The organism is Pantoea sp. DY-15, assembly GCF_019795935.1.
In the GTDB taxonomy this organism is placed as follows: domain Bacteria; phylum Pseudomonadota; class Gammaproteobacteria; order Enterobacterales; family Enterobacteriaceae; genus Pantoea; species Pantoea leporis.
Genome location: NZ_JAIMIF010000001.1, coordinates 189,095 through 203,199, shown reverse-complemented (window position 1 = coordinate 203,199; position 14,105 = coordinate 189,095). Strand labels below are relative to the sequence as shown.

General features: G+C 53.2%; 17 protein-coding genes and 1 other RNA gene. 10 read left to right on the top strand and 8 right to left on the bottom strand.

Going from position 1 to position 14,105, the window contains the following annotated elements:
- The first annotated feature begins 7 nt into the window (after positions 1-7).
- Positions 8-166 carry a pleiotropic regulatory protein RsmS gene (gene rsmS, locus K5Y32_RS00985; protein WP_176971286.1) on the top strand — a complete coding sequence of 53 codons (159 nt, stop codon included), beginning with the start codon at positions 8-10 and terminating at the stop codon, positions 164-166.
- Here the strand turns inward: rsmS and acrR are convergent.
- On the bottom strand, positions 153-791 hold the full coding sequence (gene acrR / locus K5Y32_RS00980) for a multidrug efflux transporter transcriptional repressor AcrR (RefSeq protein ID WP_110867732.1): 639 nt from the start codon (positions 789-791) through the stop codon (positions 153-155). The genes rsmS and acrR overlap by 14 nt on opposite strands.
- Positions 792-933: 142 nt before the next feature.
- Here acrR and K5Y32_RS00975 point away from each other — a divergent pair, with 142 nt between their 5' ends.
- The 4 genes from K5Y32_RS00975 (at position 934) to ykgO (ending at position 5,853) form a co-directional block, all read left to right on the top strand.
- Positions 934-2,124 (top strand): efflux RND transporter periplasmic adaptor subunit, encoded by a 1,191-nt coding sequence (locus K5Y32_RS00975; protein ID WP_101762404.1) that lies wholly within the window; start codon positions 934-936, stop codon positions 2,122-2,124.
- Positions 2,125-2,140: 16 nt separating this feature from the next.
- Positions 2,141-5,290 carry a multidrug efflux RND transporter permease subunit AcrB gene (locus tag K5Y32_RS00970; RefSeq protein ID WP_101762405.1) on the top strand — a complete coding sequence of 1,050 codons (3,150 nt, stop codon included), beginning with the start codon at positions 2,141-2,143 and terminating at the stop codon, positions 5,288-5,290.
- Between the two features lie 149 nt (positions 5,291-5,439).
- A complete protein-coding gene (locus tag K5Y32_RS00965; protein ID WP_101762406.1) occupies positions 5,440-5,697 on the top strand; it encodes a type B 50S ribosomal protein L31 in 258 nt (85 codons plus the stop codon).
- Positions 5,698-5,712: 15 nt separating this feature from the next.
- A complete protein-coding gene (gene ykgO, locus K5Y32_RS00960) occupies positions 5,713-5,853 on the top strand; it encodes a type B 50S ribosomal protein L36 (protein WP_008103894.1) in 141 nt (46 codons plus the stop codon).
- Between the two features lie 43 nt (positions 5,854-5,896).
- On the opposite strand, the gene K5Y32_RS00955 is transcribed toward ykgO, so the two are convergent.
- Genes K5Y32_RS00955 through K5Y32_RS00945 form a run of 3 tightly spaced genes read right to left on the bottom strand, consistent with a single transcriptional unit; the run spans position 5,897 to position 8,290 of the window.
- Entirely contained in the window at positions 5,897-6,775 is an 879-nt protein-coding gene (locus K5Y32_RS00955; protein ID WP_222181563.1) for a metal ABC transporter substrate-binding protein, read from the bottom strand.
- Positions 6,776-6,797: 22 nt separating this feature from the next.
- Entirely contained in the window at positions 6,798-7,637 is an 840-nt protein-coding gene (locus tag K5Y32_RS00950) for a metal ABC transporter permease (protein WP_222181562.1), read from the bottom strand.
- Positions 7,634-8,290 (bottom strand): metal ABC transporter ATP-binding protein, encoded by a 657-nt coding sequence (locus tag K5Y32_RS00945; protein WP_222181561.1) that lies wholly within the window; start codon positions 8,288-8,290, stop codon positions 7,634-7,636. The genes K5Y32_RS00950 and K5Y32_RS00945 overlap by 4 nt, the downstream gene beginning before the upstream one ends.
- A 340-nt stretch (positions 8,291-8,630) precedes the next feature.
- On the opposite strand from K5Y32_RS00945, the gene K5Y32_RS00940 reads away from it, so the two are divergent.
- The 3 genes from K5Y32_RS00940 (at position 8,631) to K5Y32_RS00930 (ending at position 9,752) form a co-directional block, all read left to right on the top strand.
- Positions 8,631-8,984 (top strand): hypothetical protein, encoded by a 354-nt coding sequence (locus K5Y32_RS00940; RefSeq protein WP_222181560.1) that lies wholly within the window; start codon positions 8,631-8,633, stop codon positions 8,982-8,984.
- 147 nt (positions 8,985-9,131) lie between these two features.
- Positions 9,132-9,509, top strand: a complete 378-nt coding sequence (gene tomB / locus K5Y32_RS00935; RefSeq protein WP_007886936.1) for an Hha toxicity modulator TomB — start codon at positions 9,132-9,134, stop codon at positions 9,507-9,509.
- Positions 9,510-9,533: 24 nt separating this feature from the next.
- Positions 9,534-9,752, top strand: coding sequence for an HHA domain-containing protein (locus K5Y32_RS00930; RefSeq protein WP_007886938.1), 219 nt, complete (start codon positions 9,534-9,536; stop codon positions 9,750-9,752).
- 129 nt (positions 9,753-9,881) lie between these two features.
- On the opposite strand, the gene ffs is transcribed toward K5Y32_RS00930, so the two are convergent.
- Positions 9,882-9,978: signal recognition particle sRNA small type (gene ffs, locus K5Y32_RS00925), an RNA gene on the bottom strand.
- 177 nt (positions 9,979-10,155) lie between these two features.
- Here ffs and K5Y32_RS00920 point away from each other — a divergent pair.
- Positions 10,156-10,467: an MGMT family protein gene (locus K5Y32_RS00920; protein WP_008103902.1), complete on the top strand. Its 312-nt coding sequence runs from the start codon at positions 10,156-10,158 to the stop codon at positions 10,465-10,467.
- Positions 10,468-10,648: 181 nt separating this feature from the next.
- Here K5Y32_RS00920 and K5Y32_RS00915 read toward each other — a convergent pair whose 3' ends face one another.
- Positions 10,649-11,206 (bottom strand): YbaY family lipoprotein, encoded by a 558-nt coding sequence (locus tag K5Y32_RS00915; protein ID WP_110867736.1) that lies wholly within the window; start codon positions 11,204-11,206, stop codon positions 10,649-10,651.
- Between the two features lie 205 nt (positions 11,207-11,411).
- On the opposite strand from K5Y32_RS00915, the gene tesB reads away from it, so the two are divergent.
- On the top strand, positions 11,412-12,275 hold the full coding sequence (tesB, locus tag K5Y32_RS00910; RefSeq protein WP_101762413.1) for an acyl-CoA thioesterase II: 864 nt from the start codon (positions 11,412-11,414) through the stop codon (positions 12,273-12,275).
- Between the two features lie 71 nt (positions 12,276-12,346).
- Here tesB and amtB read toward each other — a convergent pair whose 3' ends face one another.
- Positions 12,347-13,636 carry an ammonium transporter AmtB gene (amtB, locus tag K5Y32_RS00905; protein WP_101762414.1) on the bottom strand — a complete coding sequence of 430 codons (1,290 nt, stop codon included), beginning with the start codon at positions 13,634-13,636 and terminating at the stop codon, positions 12,347-12,349.
- 33 nt (positions 13,637-13,669) lie between these two features.
- Positions 13,670-14,008, bottom strand: coding sequence for a P-II family nitrogen regulator (gene glnK / locus K5Y32_RS00900; protein WP_007886947.1), 339 nt, complete (start codon positions 14,006-14,008; stop codon positions 13,670-13,672).
- Between the last annotated feature and the right edge of the window lie 97 nt (positions 14,009-14,105).

Genomic DNA, 14,105 nt, shown 5'->3' with positions numbered 1-14,105 from the left:
AGAAAGAATGTCACTGGAGAGCGCACCAGACGAAATCAAACTTGCCGTCGATCTGATTCAACTGCTTGAAGAGAATAATGTTCCCACCGCCACCGTGCTGGCTGCGTTGGCGATTGTTCAGCGGGATTATGAGCAGAAACAAGCGGCGGAAATCAAGGCCGACTAAGCAGCGTTGGACTCAGGCGCAACATATCAAGAAACGCATCCACCAGCTGAGGCGCATCGGCTGCCAAATCAAAACTTTGCGGGTTGAACAACCAGCTTTCCATCATGCCATTGATATAGCCGCGCATCAGTAGCGCCGCCTGACGCGTATTCAGGTTCGCAGGCAATTGGCTGGCATCAATACAAAGACGTAGTACAGTTTCAATTCGATCGTAACACGCTTGCAGTAAGCTCTGCTGCATATCCTGTAACGTCGACATTTCGCCAACAAACTCACATTTGTGAAAGATAATCTCCATTAATGCGCGTCTTTGCGGATCCTTTGCTGTGGCGTCAAGGATATAGATCAACATAGAACGAACAACAGAAAGTGGATCGCCCGGGTATTTTGTCTGATACTCAAGTTCCACATCGTCCAGCCCAGCGTCACAACGCAGCCAGATTTCCTGTAAGAGATCGGCTTTATTTTTGAAATGCCAGTAGATAGCCCCGCGCGTGACGCCGGCCGCTGTTGCGATATCCGCCAGAGACGTGGCGGCCACACCATGTTCGGAAAAGTGTGCTAATGCGGCGTCAAGAATTTGATGCCGTGTTTCAAGAGCTTGCGCTTTGGTTTTTCGTGCCATGCTGGGCTTTTTTTACAAACTTGTAAGTTTACATACATTTGTGAATGTATGTACCATAGCATGACCCGTGTTTTAACGCAGCAATGGGTTTATCGGTTTGTGATCCATTGATCATTTGATATCGGACACTAGAGGTTTATTTATGAATAAAAACAGAGGATTAGCGCCTCTGGCGGCCGTCCTGATGCTATCAGGCAGCTTTGTGTTAACAGGATGTGATGATAATAAATCCCAGCAAGCCGCCCAGCAGCAGCCCCCAGAAGTGGGTGTTGTAACGTTAAAAAACGAACCCTTGAAAATTACCACCGAGCTGCCGGGCCGTACCTCGGCTTTCCGCGTTGCGGAAGTTCGCCCTCAGGTGTCAGGAATTATCCTCAAGCGTAATTTTGTTGAAGGTAGTGATGTAAAAGCCGGTCAGTCGTTGTATCAGATTGATCCCGCCACCTATCAGGCGGCCTACGACAGCGCTAAAGCGGATCTCGCCCAGGCTGAAGCCAATGCGCGTGTTGCGCAGTTAACCATTACTCGCTATAAGCCGCTGCTGGGTACTAAGTACATCAGTCAGCAGGACTATGACACCGCCGCAGGCACCGCAGCTCAGACTGCTGCAGCCGCCCAGGCTGCGCGTGCCAACGTCGAAACTGCGCGCATCAATCTGGCGTATACCAAAGTGACGTCACCCATCAGCGGTCGTATTGGTAAATCGTCGGTAACCGAAGGTGCGCTGGTTTCCAACGGGCAAACCACTGCCCTGGCGACCGTGCAACAGCTCGATCCTATGTATGTCGATGTGACCCAATCCAGTGATGATTTCCTGCGTCTGCGCGCAGAGCTGGAATCCGGTCAGCTGAAACAGAACGACGGTAAGGCCAACGTCACCCTGCTGATGCAAAACGGTAACGCATACCCGCAGACAGGCACATTGGAATTCTCTGATGTGAGCGTGGATGAAACCACCGGCTCGATCACGCTGCGCGCCATCTTCCCGAACCCGGACAATCGCCTGCTGCCAGGCATGTTTGTTCGTGCGCGTCTGGATGAGGGCACCAATCCCACCGCACTGCTGGTGCCGCAACAGGGCGTAACACGCACCCCAACCGGTCAGGCAACCGCAATGGTGGTTGGCGCAGATAATAAAGTGGAATCGCGTAACATCACCGCTAATCAGGCATTTGGCGACAAATGGCTGGTGACGGAAGGTCTAAAAGAAGGCGATCGGGTGATCACCACCGGTATCCAGCGTGCCAAACCGGGTGCGCAGGTGACGCCAAAAGAAGTCTCCGATGATGCCAAAGCTGCACCAGAATCACCGTCTGCTAAATCATCGTCATAACAGGAGCCACTGATACATGGCTAAGTTCTTTATTGATCGCCCCATTTTTGCGTGGGTGCTCGCCATCATCATCATGTTGGCTGGTGTGCTATCGATTATCAGCCTGCCGATTGAGCAATATCCCAATGTTGCACCGCCGGCGGTTGAAATCCAGGCCACCTATCCAGGTGCTGATGCGAAAACGCTGCAAGATTCGGTGACGCAGGTCATCGAGCAAAACATGAACGGTATCGATGGACTGATGTATATGTCCTCGAGCAGTGACTCGTCGGGTACATTGACGCTGACGCTGACCTTCCAATCCGGTACTGATGCCGATATCGCGCAGGTTCAGGTGCAGAACAAACTGCAGCTGGCCACGCCGTTACTGCCACAGGAAGTACAGCAACAGGGTATTCAGGTTAAGAAATCCTCTAGCAGCTTCCTGATGGTAGCGGGTTTTGTCAGTGATGACGGCACCATGACGCAGAATGATATTTCTGACTATGTTGCTTCAAACATCAAAGATCCGGTCAGCCGTATGCCGGGCGTCGGTGATACCCAGGTGTTTGGTGCGCAGTATGCGATGCGCATCTGGCTGGACCCACACAAGCTGAACAACTATTCACTGACACCAGTGGATGTGATCAACGCGCTGAAAGTCCAGAACACCCAGATCGCCGCGGGTCAGTTGGGCGGTACGCCACCTGTACCGGGCCAACAGCTGAATGCCTCGATCATTGCGCAAACCCGTCTGACATCGACAGATGAGTTCGGCAATATTCTGCTGAAAGTGAATCAGGATGGTTCGCAGGTACGTCTGCGTGACGTGGCGAAGATTGAACTCGGTGGTGAAAACTACGAGATCATCGCGCGTTATAACGGCAAACCGGCTTCCGGTATCGGTATCAAACTGGCCACCGGCGCTAATGCACTGGACACCGCCGATGCGGTGAAAGCAGAACTGGCGAAACTGGAGCCGTTCTTCCCGGCAGGCATGAAAACGGTTTATCCGTACGACACCACACCGTTCGTGAAAATTTCGATTTTCGAAGTGGTGAAAACGCTGTTCGAAGCAATCGTGCTGGTGTTCCTGGTGATGTATCTGTTCCTGCAAAACTTCCGTGCGACGCTGATTCCAACCATCGCCGTTCCTGTTGTGTTGCTCGGAACCTTTGCGATCATCAGTGCCTTTGGCTACTCGATAAACACCCTGACGATGTTCGGGATGGTGCTCGCCATCGGCCTGCTGGTGGATGACGCCATCGTGGTGGTAGAGAACGTCGAACGTGTAATGGCGGAAGAAGGCTTACCGCCGAAAGAAGCGACCAAACGTTCGATGGAGCAGATTCAGGGCGCATTGGTCGGTATTGCCTTGGTGCTGTCAGCGGTATTTATTCCAATGGCGTTCTTCGGTGGTTCAACCGGCGTCATTTATCGCCAGTTCTCCATCACCATCGTTTCGGCGATGGCGCTGTCGGTGCTGGTGGCGTTGATCCTGACGCCTGCGCTTTGTGCCACCATGCTGAAGCCGGTGGAGAAAGGCGCTCACGGCAAAACCACCGGTTTCTTCGGCTGGTTTAACCGCCTGTTTGATAAGAGCACCAACCACTACGTTGATAGTGTCGGTCATATCATTCGCAGCACCGGCCGTTACCTGCTGATTTATCTGGTGATCGTGGTCGGCATGGCGTACCTGTTCCTGAAACTGCCTACCTCATTCCTGCCGGAAGAGGATCAGGGTCTGTTACTGGCGCAGGCGCAATTGCCAGCCGGTGCTACCCAGGAACGTACCCAGAAAGTATTGGATCAGGTGACGGATTACTTCCTGACCAAAGAGAAAGACAGCGTTAACTCCGTGTTTACCGTTAACGGCTTCGGCTTCGCCGGTCGTGGACAGAACACCGGTATTGCGTTCGTCAGCCTCAAGCCGTGGGATGAGCGTGGCGATGCCAACCTGAAAGTCCCTGCGATTGCCGGTCGTGCCATGCAGGCGCTCGGTCAAATCAAAGATGCGATGGTGTTCCCGTTCAACCTGCCAGCGATTATCGAACTGGGTAACGCCACCGGCTTCGACTTCATGCTGACCGATCAGGGCAACCTGGGTCACGAGAAGCTGACCGCCGCGCGTAACCAGCTGTTTGGCATGATCGCTCAGCATTCGGATACGCTGGTAGGTGTGCGTCCAAACGGCATGGAAGATACGCCGCAGTACAAACTGATCATCGATCAGGAGAAAGCGCAGGCGCTGGGTGTGTCGCTGTCTGACATCAATACCACGCTGGCTTCAGCATGGGGCGGTTCTTACGTCAACGACTTCATCGACCGCGGTCGCGTGAAGAAGGTGTACGTTATGGGCAAGGCCGATTCACGTATGTTGCCGGACGATATCAGTAAATGGTACGTGCGCAACAGCGGCGGCACCATGGTACCGTTCTCCGCCTTCTCTTCGGCGAAGTGGCAGTACGGTTCACCGCGTCTGGAACGTTACAACGGCTTGCCATCGATGGAGATTCTGGGCCAGGCTGCGCCAGGCAAGAGCTCCGGTGATGCCATGAACCTGATGGAAGAGCTGGCAGGAAAACTGCCGGCGGGTATCGGTTACGACTGGACCGGCATGTCCTATCAGGAACGCTTGTCAGGTAACCAGGCTCCGGCGCTGTATGCTATCTCACTGATTGTGGTGTTCCTGTGTCTGGCCGCGCTGTATGAAAGTTGGTCGATTCCGTTCTCGGTCATGTTGGTGGTACCGCTGGGTGTTGTCGGCGCACTGATCTTCACCACGCTGCGTGGCTTAAGTAACGACGTCTACTTTGTGGTGGGCTTGTTGACTACCATAGGATTGTCGGCGAAGAACGCCATCCTGATTGTCGAATTCGCCAAGGATTTGATGGAGAAGGAAGGTAAAGGGTTGGTGGAATCCACGCTGGAAGCATCCCGTATGCGTCTGCGTCCGATTCTGATGACCTCACTCGCCTTTATCCTCGGCGTAATGCCGCTGGCGATCAGCACCGGTGCGGGTTCTGGCGCACAGAACGCGGTAGGTACCGGCGTAATGGGCGGGATGGTAACAGCGACCGCGCTGGCTATCTTCTTCGTTCCGGTGTTCTTCGTGGTGGTACGTCGCCGCTTCAGTAAGAACAAAGGTGACCTGGAACACGGTCATCCGGTTGAGCACAAACACTAAGTTTTACTCTTCCCTAAAAGGCCGCTGATGCGGCCTTTTTTATTGCTGTTTCCCTGCCCCACCAAAATCCCTGCGTTTTTCACGGTTGCAATCAGCCATGTTCGGGCTCATACTATTGTTATAGTATAACATTACATAGCGAGGTTACTATGAAACCGAATATCCATCCTCTTTATCGCCCAGTGGTGTTCCACGACACCTCGGCCAACGAATACTTTAAAGTCGGCTCCACCATCAAAACCGAGCGCACCATTGAGTATGAAGGTGAAGTGCTGCCGTATGTCACGCTGGATGTCTCGTCAAAATCCCACGTGTTCTACACCGGCAAGCAGAAAGACTTTGCTAAAGAAGGCAGCACCGCGCGCTTCAACCAGCGTTTCGGCAGCTTCCTGTCGCGCAACAAGTAACGCTGGAGAGAACAGATGCAGGTATTGAGTTCATTGCGCTCTGCAAAGACGCGCCATAAGGATTGCAAAGTCGTGCGTCGTAAAGGTCGCATCTATGTGATTTGCAAAACTAACCCGCGCTTTAAGGCGGTTCAGGGAAGAAAGAAAAAAAGGTAGGAAAGTGTCGTGATAGTTGGCCGGGATGCTCCCCGGCCTTTTTTTACTTCATGCTATGCAGAATGGCGTCAACATTGTGTTTGAACGCGGCGACATAGGTCGCTGCTGGGCCATTCGCTTCCGACAGCGCCTCAGGATAAAGTTCCCCGCCCGGCTGTGCGCCGGTTTCGCTGGCAATCTGTTTTACCAGTCGCGGATCGGTTTGATTCTCCATAAAGTAGGTTTTGATGTGCTCGGCCTTCAGTTGTTGGATGATCGAGGCCACGTCGCTGGCGCTGGCTTCCGCTTCGGTAGAGAAGCCCACCGGCGCCAGGAAACTGACGCCATAGCGTTGGCCAAAGTAGCCAAAGGCATCATGGCTGGTCAGCACTTTACGCTTGCTCTTCGGCACTTCGGCAAACGCATTTTTCGCCCAGCTATCCAGCTTCTGCAGCTGCTGAATGTAACTTTCACCGCTTTTACGAATATCCGCCACATCTTCAGGATCGGCTTTGATCAGCGCATTCATCACATTAGTGGCGTAGATCACACCGTTTTGCATGCTGTTCCACGCGTGCGGATCGGTGACGCTTTTACCGTCCTCTTCCATCTTGCGCGTGTTGACACCGTTCGATGCCACTACGATGGTGCCTTTATAGCCTGACGCGCTGATCAGGCGATCCATCCAGCCTTCCATGCCCAAACCGCTCACGAATACCACATCCGCCTTCGACAGCGCCTGGCTATCCTGCGGCGTCGGTTCGAAGGTGTGCGGATCGCCATTCGGCCCGACCAGCGATTTCACGTTAACGTGATCGCCACCAACCTGTTTAACGATATCCGCCAGCACGGTAAAGCTCGCCACAACATCAACGCTTTTCGCCAGCGACAGCGGGCTTGCCAGCATGGCGCCAATCGCCAGACTCAGCGGTAACTTTTTCATTCCTATCCCCTTATTGGTTTGGTTATCGACGGCGCAACAGGCCGCCACATGGTCCTGTCAAAACAGAAAGCAGAAACAGCACCGCAGCACTGAGCACCACCGCCGGTCCAGCCGGCAGCGAGAAATGCCACGAAAGAATAAGGCCGATAAATGCTGAGATGATCGCCAGCAGCATGGCGATGCCGAGCATGTAAGCCAGATGGCGGCTCCAGAAGCGTGCGCTGGTGGCCGGCAGCATCATCAATCCCACCGACATCAGCGTGCCCAGCACCTGAAAGCCCGCCACCAGATTGAGCACTACCAGCATCAGAAACAGACCGTGCACCAGCGGAGCGCTCCATTTGCCCTGAGCGCGCAGGAAATCGGGATCGAAGGCATCGATCACCAGCGGACGGAAGATCACCGCCAGCAGCAGCAAGGTCGTAGCCGCAATGCCGCCGACCAGCAGAATCGCCGCGTTATCCACCGCCAGCAGCGATCCAAATAACACGTGCAGCAGATCGACGCTGGAGCCGCGCAGCGACACCAGCGTGACGCCCAGCGCAAGAGAACCGAGGTAAAAGCCGGAAAAACTGGCATCCTCTTTGAGATGCGTATAACGGCTGACCGCTCCCGAGAGCAACGCCACCGCCAATCCGGCAATCAGGCCGCCGATACCCATCGCCACCAGCGATAATCCCGATACCAGATAACCAATCGCCGCGCCGGGTAACACAGCATGTGATAAGGCATCGCCGACCAGACTCATGCGGCGCAGGGAAAGGAAAACGCCCAGCGGCGTGGCGCTGATCGCTAATGCAACGCAGGCCACCAGCGCACGGCGCATAAAACCAAATTCGATAAAGGGTTGGAGTAATGTCACGACGCCACCCTACGCAACGTTGGCGTTTGTGCGGCATCAGCGTCATCGAGCGATAGCACATCCTGAAAATAGCGCGCCACCAGCGGACGATCGTGTAGCACGACTAATAACGTGGTGCCCGCCTGCTGCTGCTGTTCGAGAATCGACATCAGCAAGGTGACGGTTTGGCTATCAATGCCGTTGAAGGGTTCATCCAGCAGCCAGAGCTGGCTGCGCTGCAGCATTAAGCGCGCGAACAGCACGCGCTGCAGTTGCCCACCAGATAACGTCGATGGCTGCGCATCGGCAAACTCACGCATTTGTACCGCATCCAGCGCGGCATCAATTTCCAGGCGCAAGGCGCGATTGATACCACCAAACCAGCCGCAGCGTGGCCAGCAGCCCATCGCCACCAGTTCATAGGCAGTAAGAGGAAAGCGGGTTTCAAGTTCACTGCGTTGCGGTAACCAGCCCAGGGCTTTGCGTGGGATGTGCAATTCGCAGTTGCCGGAAATTGGCGGTAGTAAGCCGGCAATGGTTTTTAGTAATGTCGATTTGCCGGTGCCGTTAGCGCCAATCAGCGCCGTCATGCTGCCCGTTGCCAGCTCACCGTTAACGACCGGCGTCACCGCACGGCCTTGATAACCGGCTTGTAAGCGGTTGAAATGTATCATTTCTGCATGCCCCAATATAAGGCCAGCGCTAGCAAGGCAATCAGCATCAGCGCAACCAGCAAACGGCCGCCAAGGGAAAGAATTAAACCGCTGTGATTCATACTCAACAACCAATAATGTTATAACATAACAATTATCATACCCGACTCATCCTCAATTGCGCCCAGGCAAAAGTGTTTCAAAAGTTGATCGATCATAATGATAGCCGCGCTAATTCGCCGTTTCGCCATGAATGTGTTATGAAACCCATCACAACGATTACTCTTTCTGTTTATTAGCGACTTGCAATATCACTCAATAAGCTCAATGATAGAAACATCATTCTTTTACTGGATACAAAATGCCGTCTATTATTCATTGTGATATTGCTGTGGATGAGGACGATTGCGAAAAGTTGGTCAGAATTATCCAGGGGAATATTCTCAAAATAGCCGAGGCATTAGTCGGTGATTTACAGTGGTATTCTCAAAACGCGCAATTAGTTCCTGATAGCTTCCAGATTATTTCTATTCAACCAACCGACAATAATCGATTTAAAATGCTTTACGATTTCAGCTGGAATTTATTTAATCCTTGCCTGGATTTAAATGAAACGTTTACGCGTCGTGAAGAAGTGTTGTTTCAGGTAAAGCCCGGCGCGCTGGTGTTTGACGTGATTGACAATGAGCGCCCCTCTCCTGCCGATGAATTGTAATATTTGGTAATTGAGGTGAGCAAAGCTAATGATTGTGGATTACATTTAAGGAGTCGCTGAATTCAATTTTATTCGATATCGCTTCCTGGTAGCTTTTCTTAATCTCGCCGCGCTGCGGTAACTGTGCTAGCTATGGAGGGGAAAAAGATGGACGAATACTCACCGAAACGGCATGATATTGCCCAGCTTAAATACCTGTGTGAGAACCTGTTCGACGAAAGTATGGCGACATTGACTGACAGCCATCATGGTTGGGTTAATGATCCTACTTCGGAAAGCAATTTACAGCTCAACGATTTGATTGAGCATATCGCTTCTTTCACGATGAATTACAAAATTAAGCACGTTGAAGATGAAGCCCTGATTACGCAAATCGATGAATATCTTGACGATACCTTTATGCTGTTCAGCAGCTATGGAATCAATACTCAGGATCTACAACGGTGGCAGCGTTCAGCAAAACGCTTATTTAATCTGTTTGCCGAAGAGTGCGCTTATCTCCAACAACCTAGCCATTCCTTTTAGCACCAGACTGAGACCGGTTTATTTATGAGCAACCAAGCCTTAACTAAAACAGATTATTTGATGCGACTGCGCCGCTGTCGCTCAATCGATACCCTTGAACGGGTTATCGAAAAAAACAAGTATGAATTACCTGATAATGAACTCGCGGTATTCTATTCGGCAGCCGATCATCGTCTGGCTGAACTGACCATGAATAAGCTTTACGATAAAGTACCGGTTTCTGTCTGGAAGTTCGTCCGCTAAGTTTTTCCCCTAACAGCCGATCTGCACCAACATCGTTTTGATCAAGGATTGAATCACCGGCAAAGGATTGCCAGATTTCTCTGTGCATAAAATTTTGTGGAGTATGAGGCGGGTACAAATTGGTGGGGGCCCTGCCAGCTACATCCCGGCACACGCGTCGCCTGCTGCGGCTGCTTCCTTCCGGATCTGACCGAGTTCACAAGTTAGCATTGCGGGAGAACCAACAGGGCCCCCATTGACAAGCCCTCATTTCGAGAGCGCAGGCATTATCAAGTATGCCCCCGGCAATTGCAAGCGCAGGCCCGACAACCGTTGGTTTCTTGCACAAGCACACAGCAATGCGCTGATGTCTACCCTTCTGCATGCTAAAGTTTGCCCTTTCCAGATAAAAATAGGTGCGCATATGAGCGACCAAAACAATTTTTCTGAGCGCGTCTGGCAGATCATCGCGGCCATTCCGCCAGGAAAGGTCACTACTTACGGGGATGTTGCGCAATTAGCGGGTTCGCCGCGCGCGGCACGCCAGGTGGGTGGCGTATTACGCCGTTTGCCGGAAGGCAGTAAATTACCCTGGTTTCGCGTTATCAATCGCCATGGCCGCATTTCACTGCAGGGCGACGACTTATTTCGTCAGCGCGATGCGCTGGAAGCGGAAGGGATTGAAGTGAGTGATGCTGGGGAGATCGAGTTAGAGAAATATCGGTGGGAAATTTAGCGGTGCGATATGTCACGCACAATCCCGCTGCCAATCGCACTGAACGTCGCACGCTGGAAGGCATCGTCGTGGAGTAAAGCGTCACACGCCATGGATGGCGTGTGCCGAGCGTTCAGGGACGAGACAGCGACTTTACGGAACAACGATGCTTTCCGGCGCTCTCCCGTCCCATCAATCGAAATTACAGACTTGTCGGTGCCGGCACCGAAGCAGATGGCGTCACCTGCGTAGGTGAAGTCGAAGGCACTGTTGTTGCTGCTCCCGGCTGGGTTTGCATCGCGACGTTGGTCACTGGCACCAACAGCAGTTCGGCTTTTGTGCCGCCCTGATTAATCACCGGTTTCACCGTATCGGTGATAAACGCCAGCTTGCCATCAATCGAAATCGCCGCACTCAACAGAATGCGCGCGTTCGGCTGGATGTCAGCCGGATTAAACGGCAAGACAAACTGGAACGGCGACTGTTTCCCTTCCGTACGCACCACGCGCTGCGACAGCACTTTCGAAGGCGCGTCGGCCAGCGATGCATCTGATAGCGTAACGGTTAGCACAGAATCCGGCGGCAGCGCAATGCGCTGGCGGATATACACCGAACCACTGACATTAGGCTGCGCAATCGCGGCCTGCTGCCCCGCTACCGCTGAGCCGAGTGTAGGTGTGGCAACCGGCTTGCTGTGGTCCGCACAACCGGTAATCGCCGCAGCCAGGGTCATACCGCTAATAACTTGCCAGAGTTTCATCGATGTCGTCTCCTTATGAACACTATGATTGTCGGCGGTAAATTTATTGCTTAGCTTTTCAGCCGCCGAATGACCTTAATTCTGGCACAAATATCGGCATTGCGCCTAAACCCTCCGCCAGCCCGCTGAAATCGCGGCAAAATCATTGACGGAAACTGGTCGGATCTTTCACACTGACGCGATGAGTCACGCTGAGGAATCCGCTATGAGCCAGGCACTGCACAACCTGCTTAATTTATTAAATCTGGAAAAACTGGAAGAAGGCCTGTTTCGTGGTCAGAGCGAAGATCTGGGCTTGCGCCAGGTGTTTGGTGGCCAGGTAGTCGGCCAGGCGCTGTATGCTGCGAAACAAACGGTGCCGGAAGAGCGCATCATTCACTCCTTCCACAGCTACTTTTTGCGTCCGGGCGATAGCCAAAAAGCCATCATTTATGATGTCGAAACGCTGCGTGACGGCAAAAGCTTCAGCGCACGCCGCGTTAGCGCGGTACAGAATGGTCAGCCGATCTTCTACATGACGGCTTCGTTCCAGGCACCTGAAAGCGGCTTCGAGCATCAGAATGAAATGCCGCAGGTGCCGGGCCCGGATAATCTGCCATCGGAACAGGATTTGGCGAAAAAGCTGGCCGCGCATCTGCCACTCAAGCTGAAAGAAAAATTTCTCGCTGAGCGTCCGCTGGATATTCGTCCGGTGCAAATTCATAACCCGCTGAAAGGCCACGTCGATGAGCCGCTGCGTCAGGTGTGGATTCGTGCCAACGGCGAGTTACCGGCCGACCGTCGTATCCATCAATATCTGCTGGGCTATGCCTCGGATCTCAATTTCCTGCCGGTGGCGCTGCAGCCGCACGGTAAAGGCTTCCTCGAAGCCGATATGCAGGTTGCAACCATCGATCACTCAATGTGGTTCCATCGTCCGTTCGACTTGTCTGAATGGCTGCTGTACAGCGTGGTGAGCACTTCCGCCTCGGGCGCGCGCGGTTTTGTGCGGGGTGAGTTTTATACCCAGGATGGCCGACTGGTGGCGACCACGGTGCAGGAAGGCGTGATGCGCCAACGCGACGCATAAAAAAAGGGGCGATAAAATCGCCCCTCTGTTTTTTTATAATTTTAGCGCACTGCTCTTCTTTAGCCCGGCGGTTACTGGTTGTAAGCGTTCTCGCCGTGGCTGTTTACATCCAGACCTTCACGTTCCTGATCTTCCGGAACACGCAGGCCAACAATCATATCTGCCAGTTTGAAGCCGATGAAGGCTACCACCGCAGTCCAGACGATGGTCACACCCACGCTGAACAGCTGAATCCAAACCTGATGGCCCATGGTCACGCCTTCTGCGTAGCCTACGCCGCCCAGTGAAGAGGACGCGAACACGCCGGTCAGGATACAACCAAGGATGCCACACACGCCGTGCACACCGAACACATCACATGGGTCATCAACGCGCAGCCATTTCTTCAGGGTTGTTACGCCCCACAGACCGGCTAAACCACCCGCCAGACCGATAATCAGCGCGCCGCCGACACCCACATAACCACAAGCTGGGGTAATCGCCACCAGACCAGCGATGAAGCCCGAGCAAGCACCGAGCAGAGAAGGTTTACCGCGTACCGCCCACTCGCCAAACACCCACGACAGCACCGCACCCGCTGTAGCCACCACGGTATTCAGGAACGCCAGCGCAGCAATTTCGTTAGCTGAGGAAGCAGAACCAGCGTTGAAGCCGAACCAGCCCACATACAGAATCGCAGTACCGAGGAACACCATCGGCAGGTTGTGTGGTTTGAAGGCTTCTTTGCCGAAACCAGCACGTTTGCCCACCAGATAAGCACCAACCAGGCCTGCAACGGCGGCGTTGATGTGAACCACGGTGCCGCCCGCGAAGTCGAGCGCGCCATCTTGCGCCAGCAAGCCACCAGCCCATACCATGTGTGCGATTGGCAGATAAGCCAGCGTCAGCCATACCACCACGAAGATCAATACCGCAGAGAAGCGAATACGTTCAGCCAGCGCACCAACAATCAGGCCGACGGTGATACAGGCGAAGGAAGCCTGGAACGCGATGTGAATGTACTGATAGAAGCTGCCCATCAGCGCTTTCAACTCAATATTTTTCAGCATCGCCCACTGAAAGCTACCGAAGAAGGCGTTGCCTTCACTGAACGCCAGCGAGTAGCCGTAAATCACCCACAGCACGCAAACCAGTGAGAAGGTCACCGCAACCTGCGTCAGCATCGACAGCACGTTCTTGCCGCGAATCAAACCGCCGTAGAACAGCGCAATGCCGGGAATCGACATAAACAGTACCAAGGCGGTACAGATCATCATAAAGGCGTTATCGGCTTTATCCGCTACTGCAGGGGCGGCCGCCATCGCCAGAGAAGGTAACAGCGCAAGGCTGGTGAGGCCCAACTTCGTTATCAGTTTATTCATTTCTTTCCATCCCATCACAATTCAGAGCCCCAGTTACAGTGCTGCTTCGTCGGTCTCGCCGGTACGAATACGAATGACGCGCTGCAGTTCTGCGACGAAAATCTTGCCGTCGCCAATTTTGCCGGTATACGCGGCTTTGCTGATGACATCGACCACTTCATCAAGTTGGTCGTCCGCAATAGCGATATCAATTTTTACTTTTGGCAGGAAGTTAACGCTGTACTCGGCACCGCGATAAAGCTCTGCGTGACCTTTCTGGCGACCGAAACCTTTAACCTCGGTAACTGTCAGTCCCTGAATACCAATAGAGGATAAGGCTTCACGCACGTCCTCCAGCTTAAATGGTTTGATTACCACGGTAACCAGCTTCATACGTTCCCCTCCGGATAAGAAATTGAGTGAGTCTTCGCGGACACGTAGGGATATAAGCAAAGGCTGTGCCATAAATAAAAAAAGGGGAATGTCAGTA

Bases quoted from the DNA above. Each gene is read 5' to 3' on its own strand.
- K5Y32_RS00945 (WP_222181561.1), bottom strand. From the start codon at position 8,290: ATGATACATTTCAACCGCTTACAAGCCGGTTATCAAGGCCGTGCGGTG.
- K5Y32_RS00975 (WP_101762404.1), top strand. From the start codon at position 934: ATGAATAAAAACAGAGGATTAGCGCCTCTGGCGGCCGTCCTGATGCTA.
- K5Y32_RS00915 (WP_110867736.1), bottom strand. From the start codon at position 11,206: ATGAAACTCTGGCAAGTTATTAGCGGTATGACCCTGGCTGCGGCGATT.
- tesB (WP_101762413.1), top strand. From the start codon at position 11,412: ATGAGCCAGGCACTGCACAACCTGCTTAATTTATTAAATCTGGAAAAA.
- K5Y32_RS00965 (WP_101762406.1), top strand. From the start codon at position 5,440: ATGAAACCGAATATCCATCCTCTTTATCGCCCAGTGGTGTTCCACGAC.
- K5Y32_RS00920 (WP_008103902.1), top strand. From the start codon at position 10,156: ATGAGCGACCAAAACAATTTTTCTGAGCGCGTCTGGCAGATCATCGCG.
- K5Y32_RS00955 (WP_222181563.1), bottom strand. From the start codon at position 6,775: ATGAAAAAGTTACCGCTGAGTCTGGCGATTGGCGCCATGCTGGCAAGC.
- K5Y32_RS00970 (WP_101762405.1), top strand. From the start codon at position 2,141: ATGGCTAAGTTCTTTATTGATCGCCCCATTTTTGCGTGGGTGCTCGCC.
- K5Y32_RS00940 (WP_222181560.1), top strand. From the start codon at position 8,631: ATGCCGTCTATTATTCATTGTGATATTGCTGTGGATGAGGACGATTGC.
- ykgO (WP_008103894.1), top strand. From the start codon at position 5,713: ATGCAGGTATTGAGTTCATTGCGCTCTGCAAAGACGCGCCATAAGGAT.
- tomB (WP_007886936.1), top strand. From the start codon at position 9,132: ATGGACGAATACTCACCGAAACGGCATGATATTGCCCAGCTTAAATAC.
- glnK (WP_007886947.1), bottom strand. From the start codon at position 14,008: ATGAAGCTGGTTACCGTGGTAATCAAACCATTTAAGCTGGAGGACGTG.
- rsmS (WP_176971286.1), top strand. From the start codon at position 8: ATGTCACTGGAGAGCGCACCAGACGAAATCAAACTTGCCGTCGATCTG.
- amtB (WP_101762414.1), bottom strand. From the start codon at position 13,636: ATGAATAAACTGATAACGAAGTTGGGCCTCACCAGCCTTGCGCTGTTA.
- K5Y32_RS00930 (WP_007886938.1), top strand. From the start codon at position 9,534: ATGAGCAACCAAGCCTTAACTAAAACAGATTATTTGATGCGACTGCGC.
- acrR (WP_110867732.1), bottom strand. From the start codon at position 791: ATGGCACGAAAAACCAAAGCGCAAGCTCTTGAAACACGGCATCAAATT.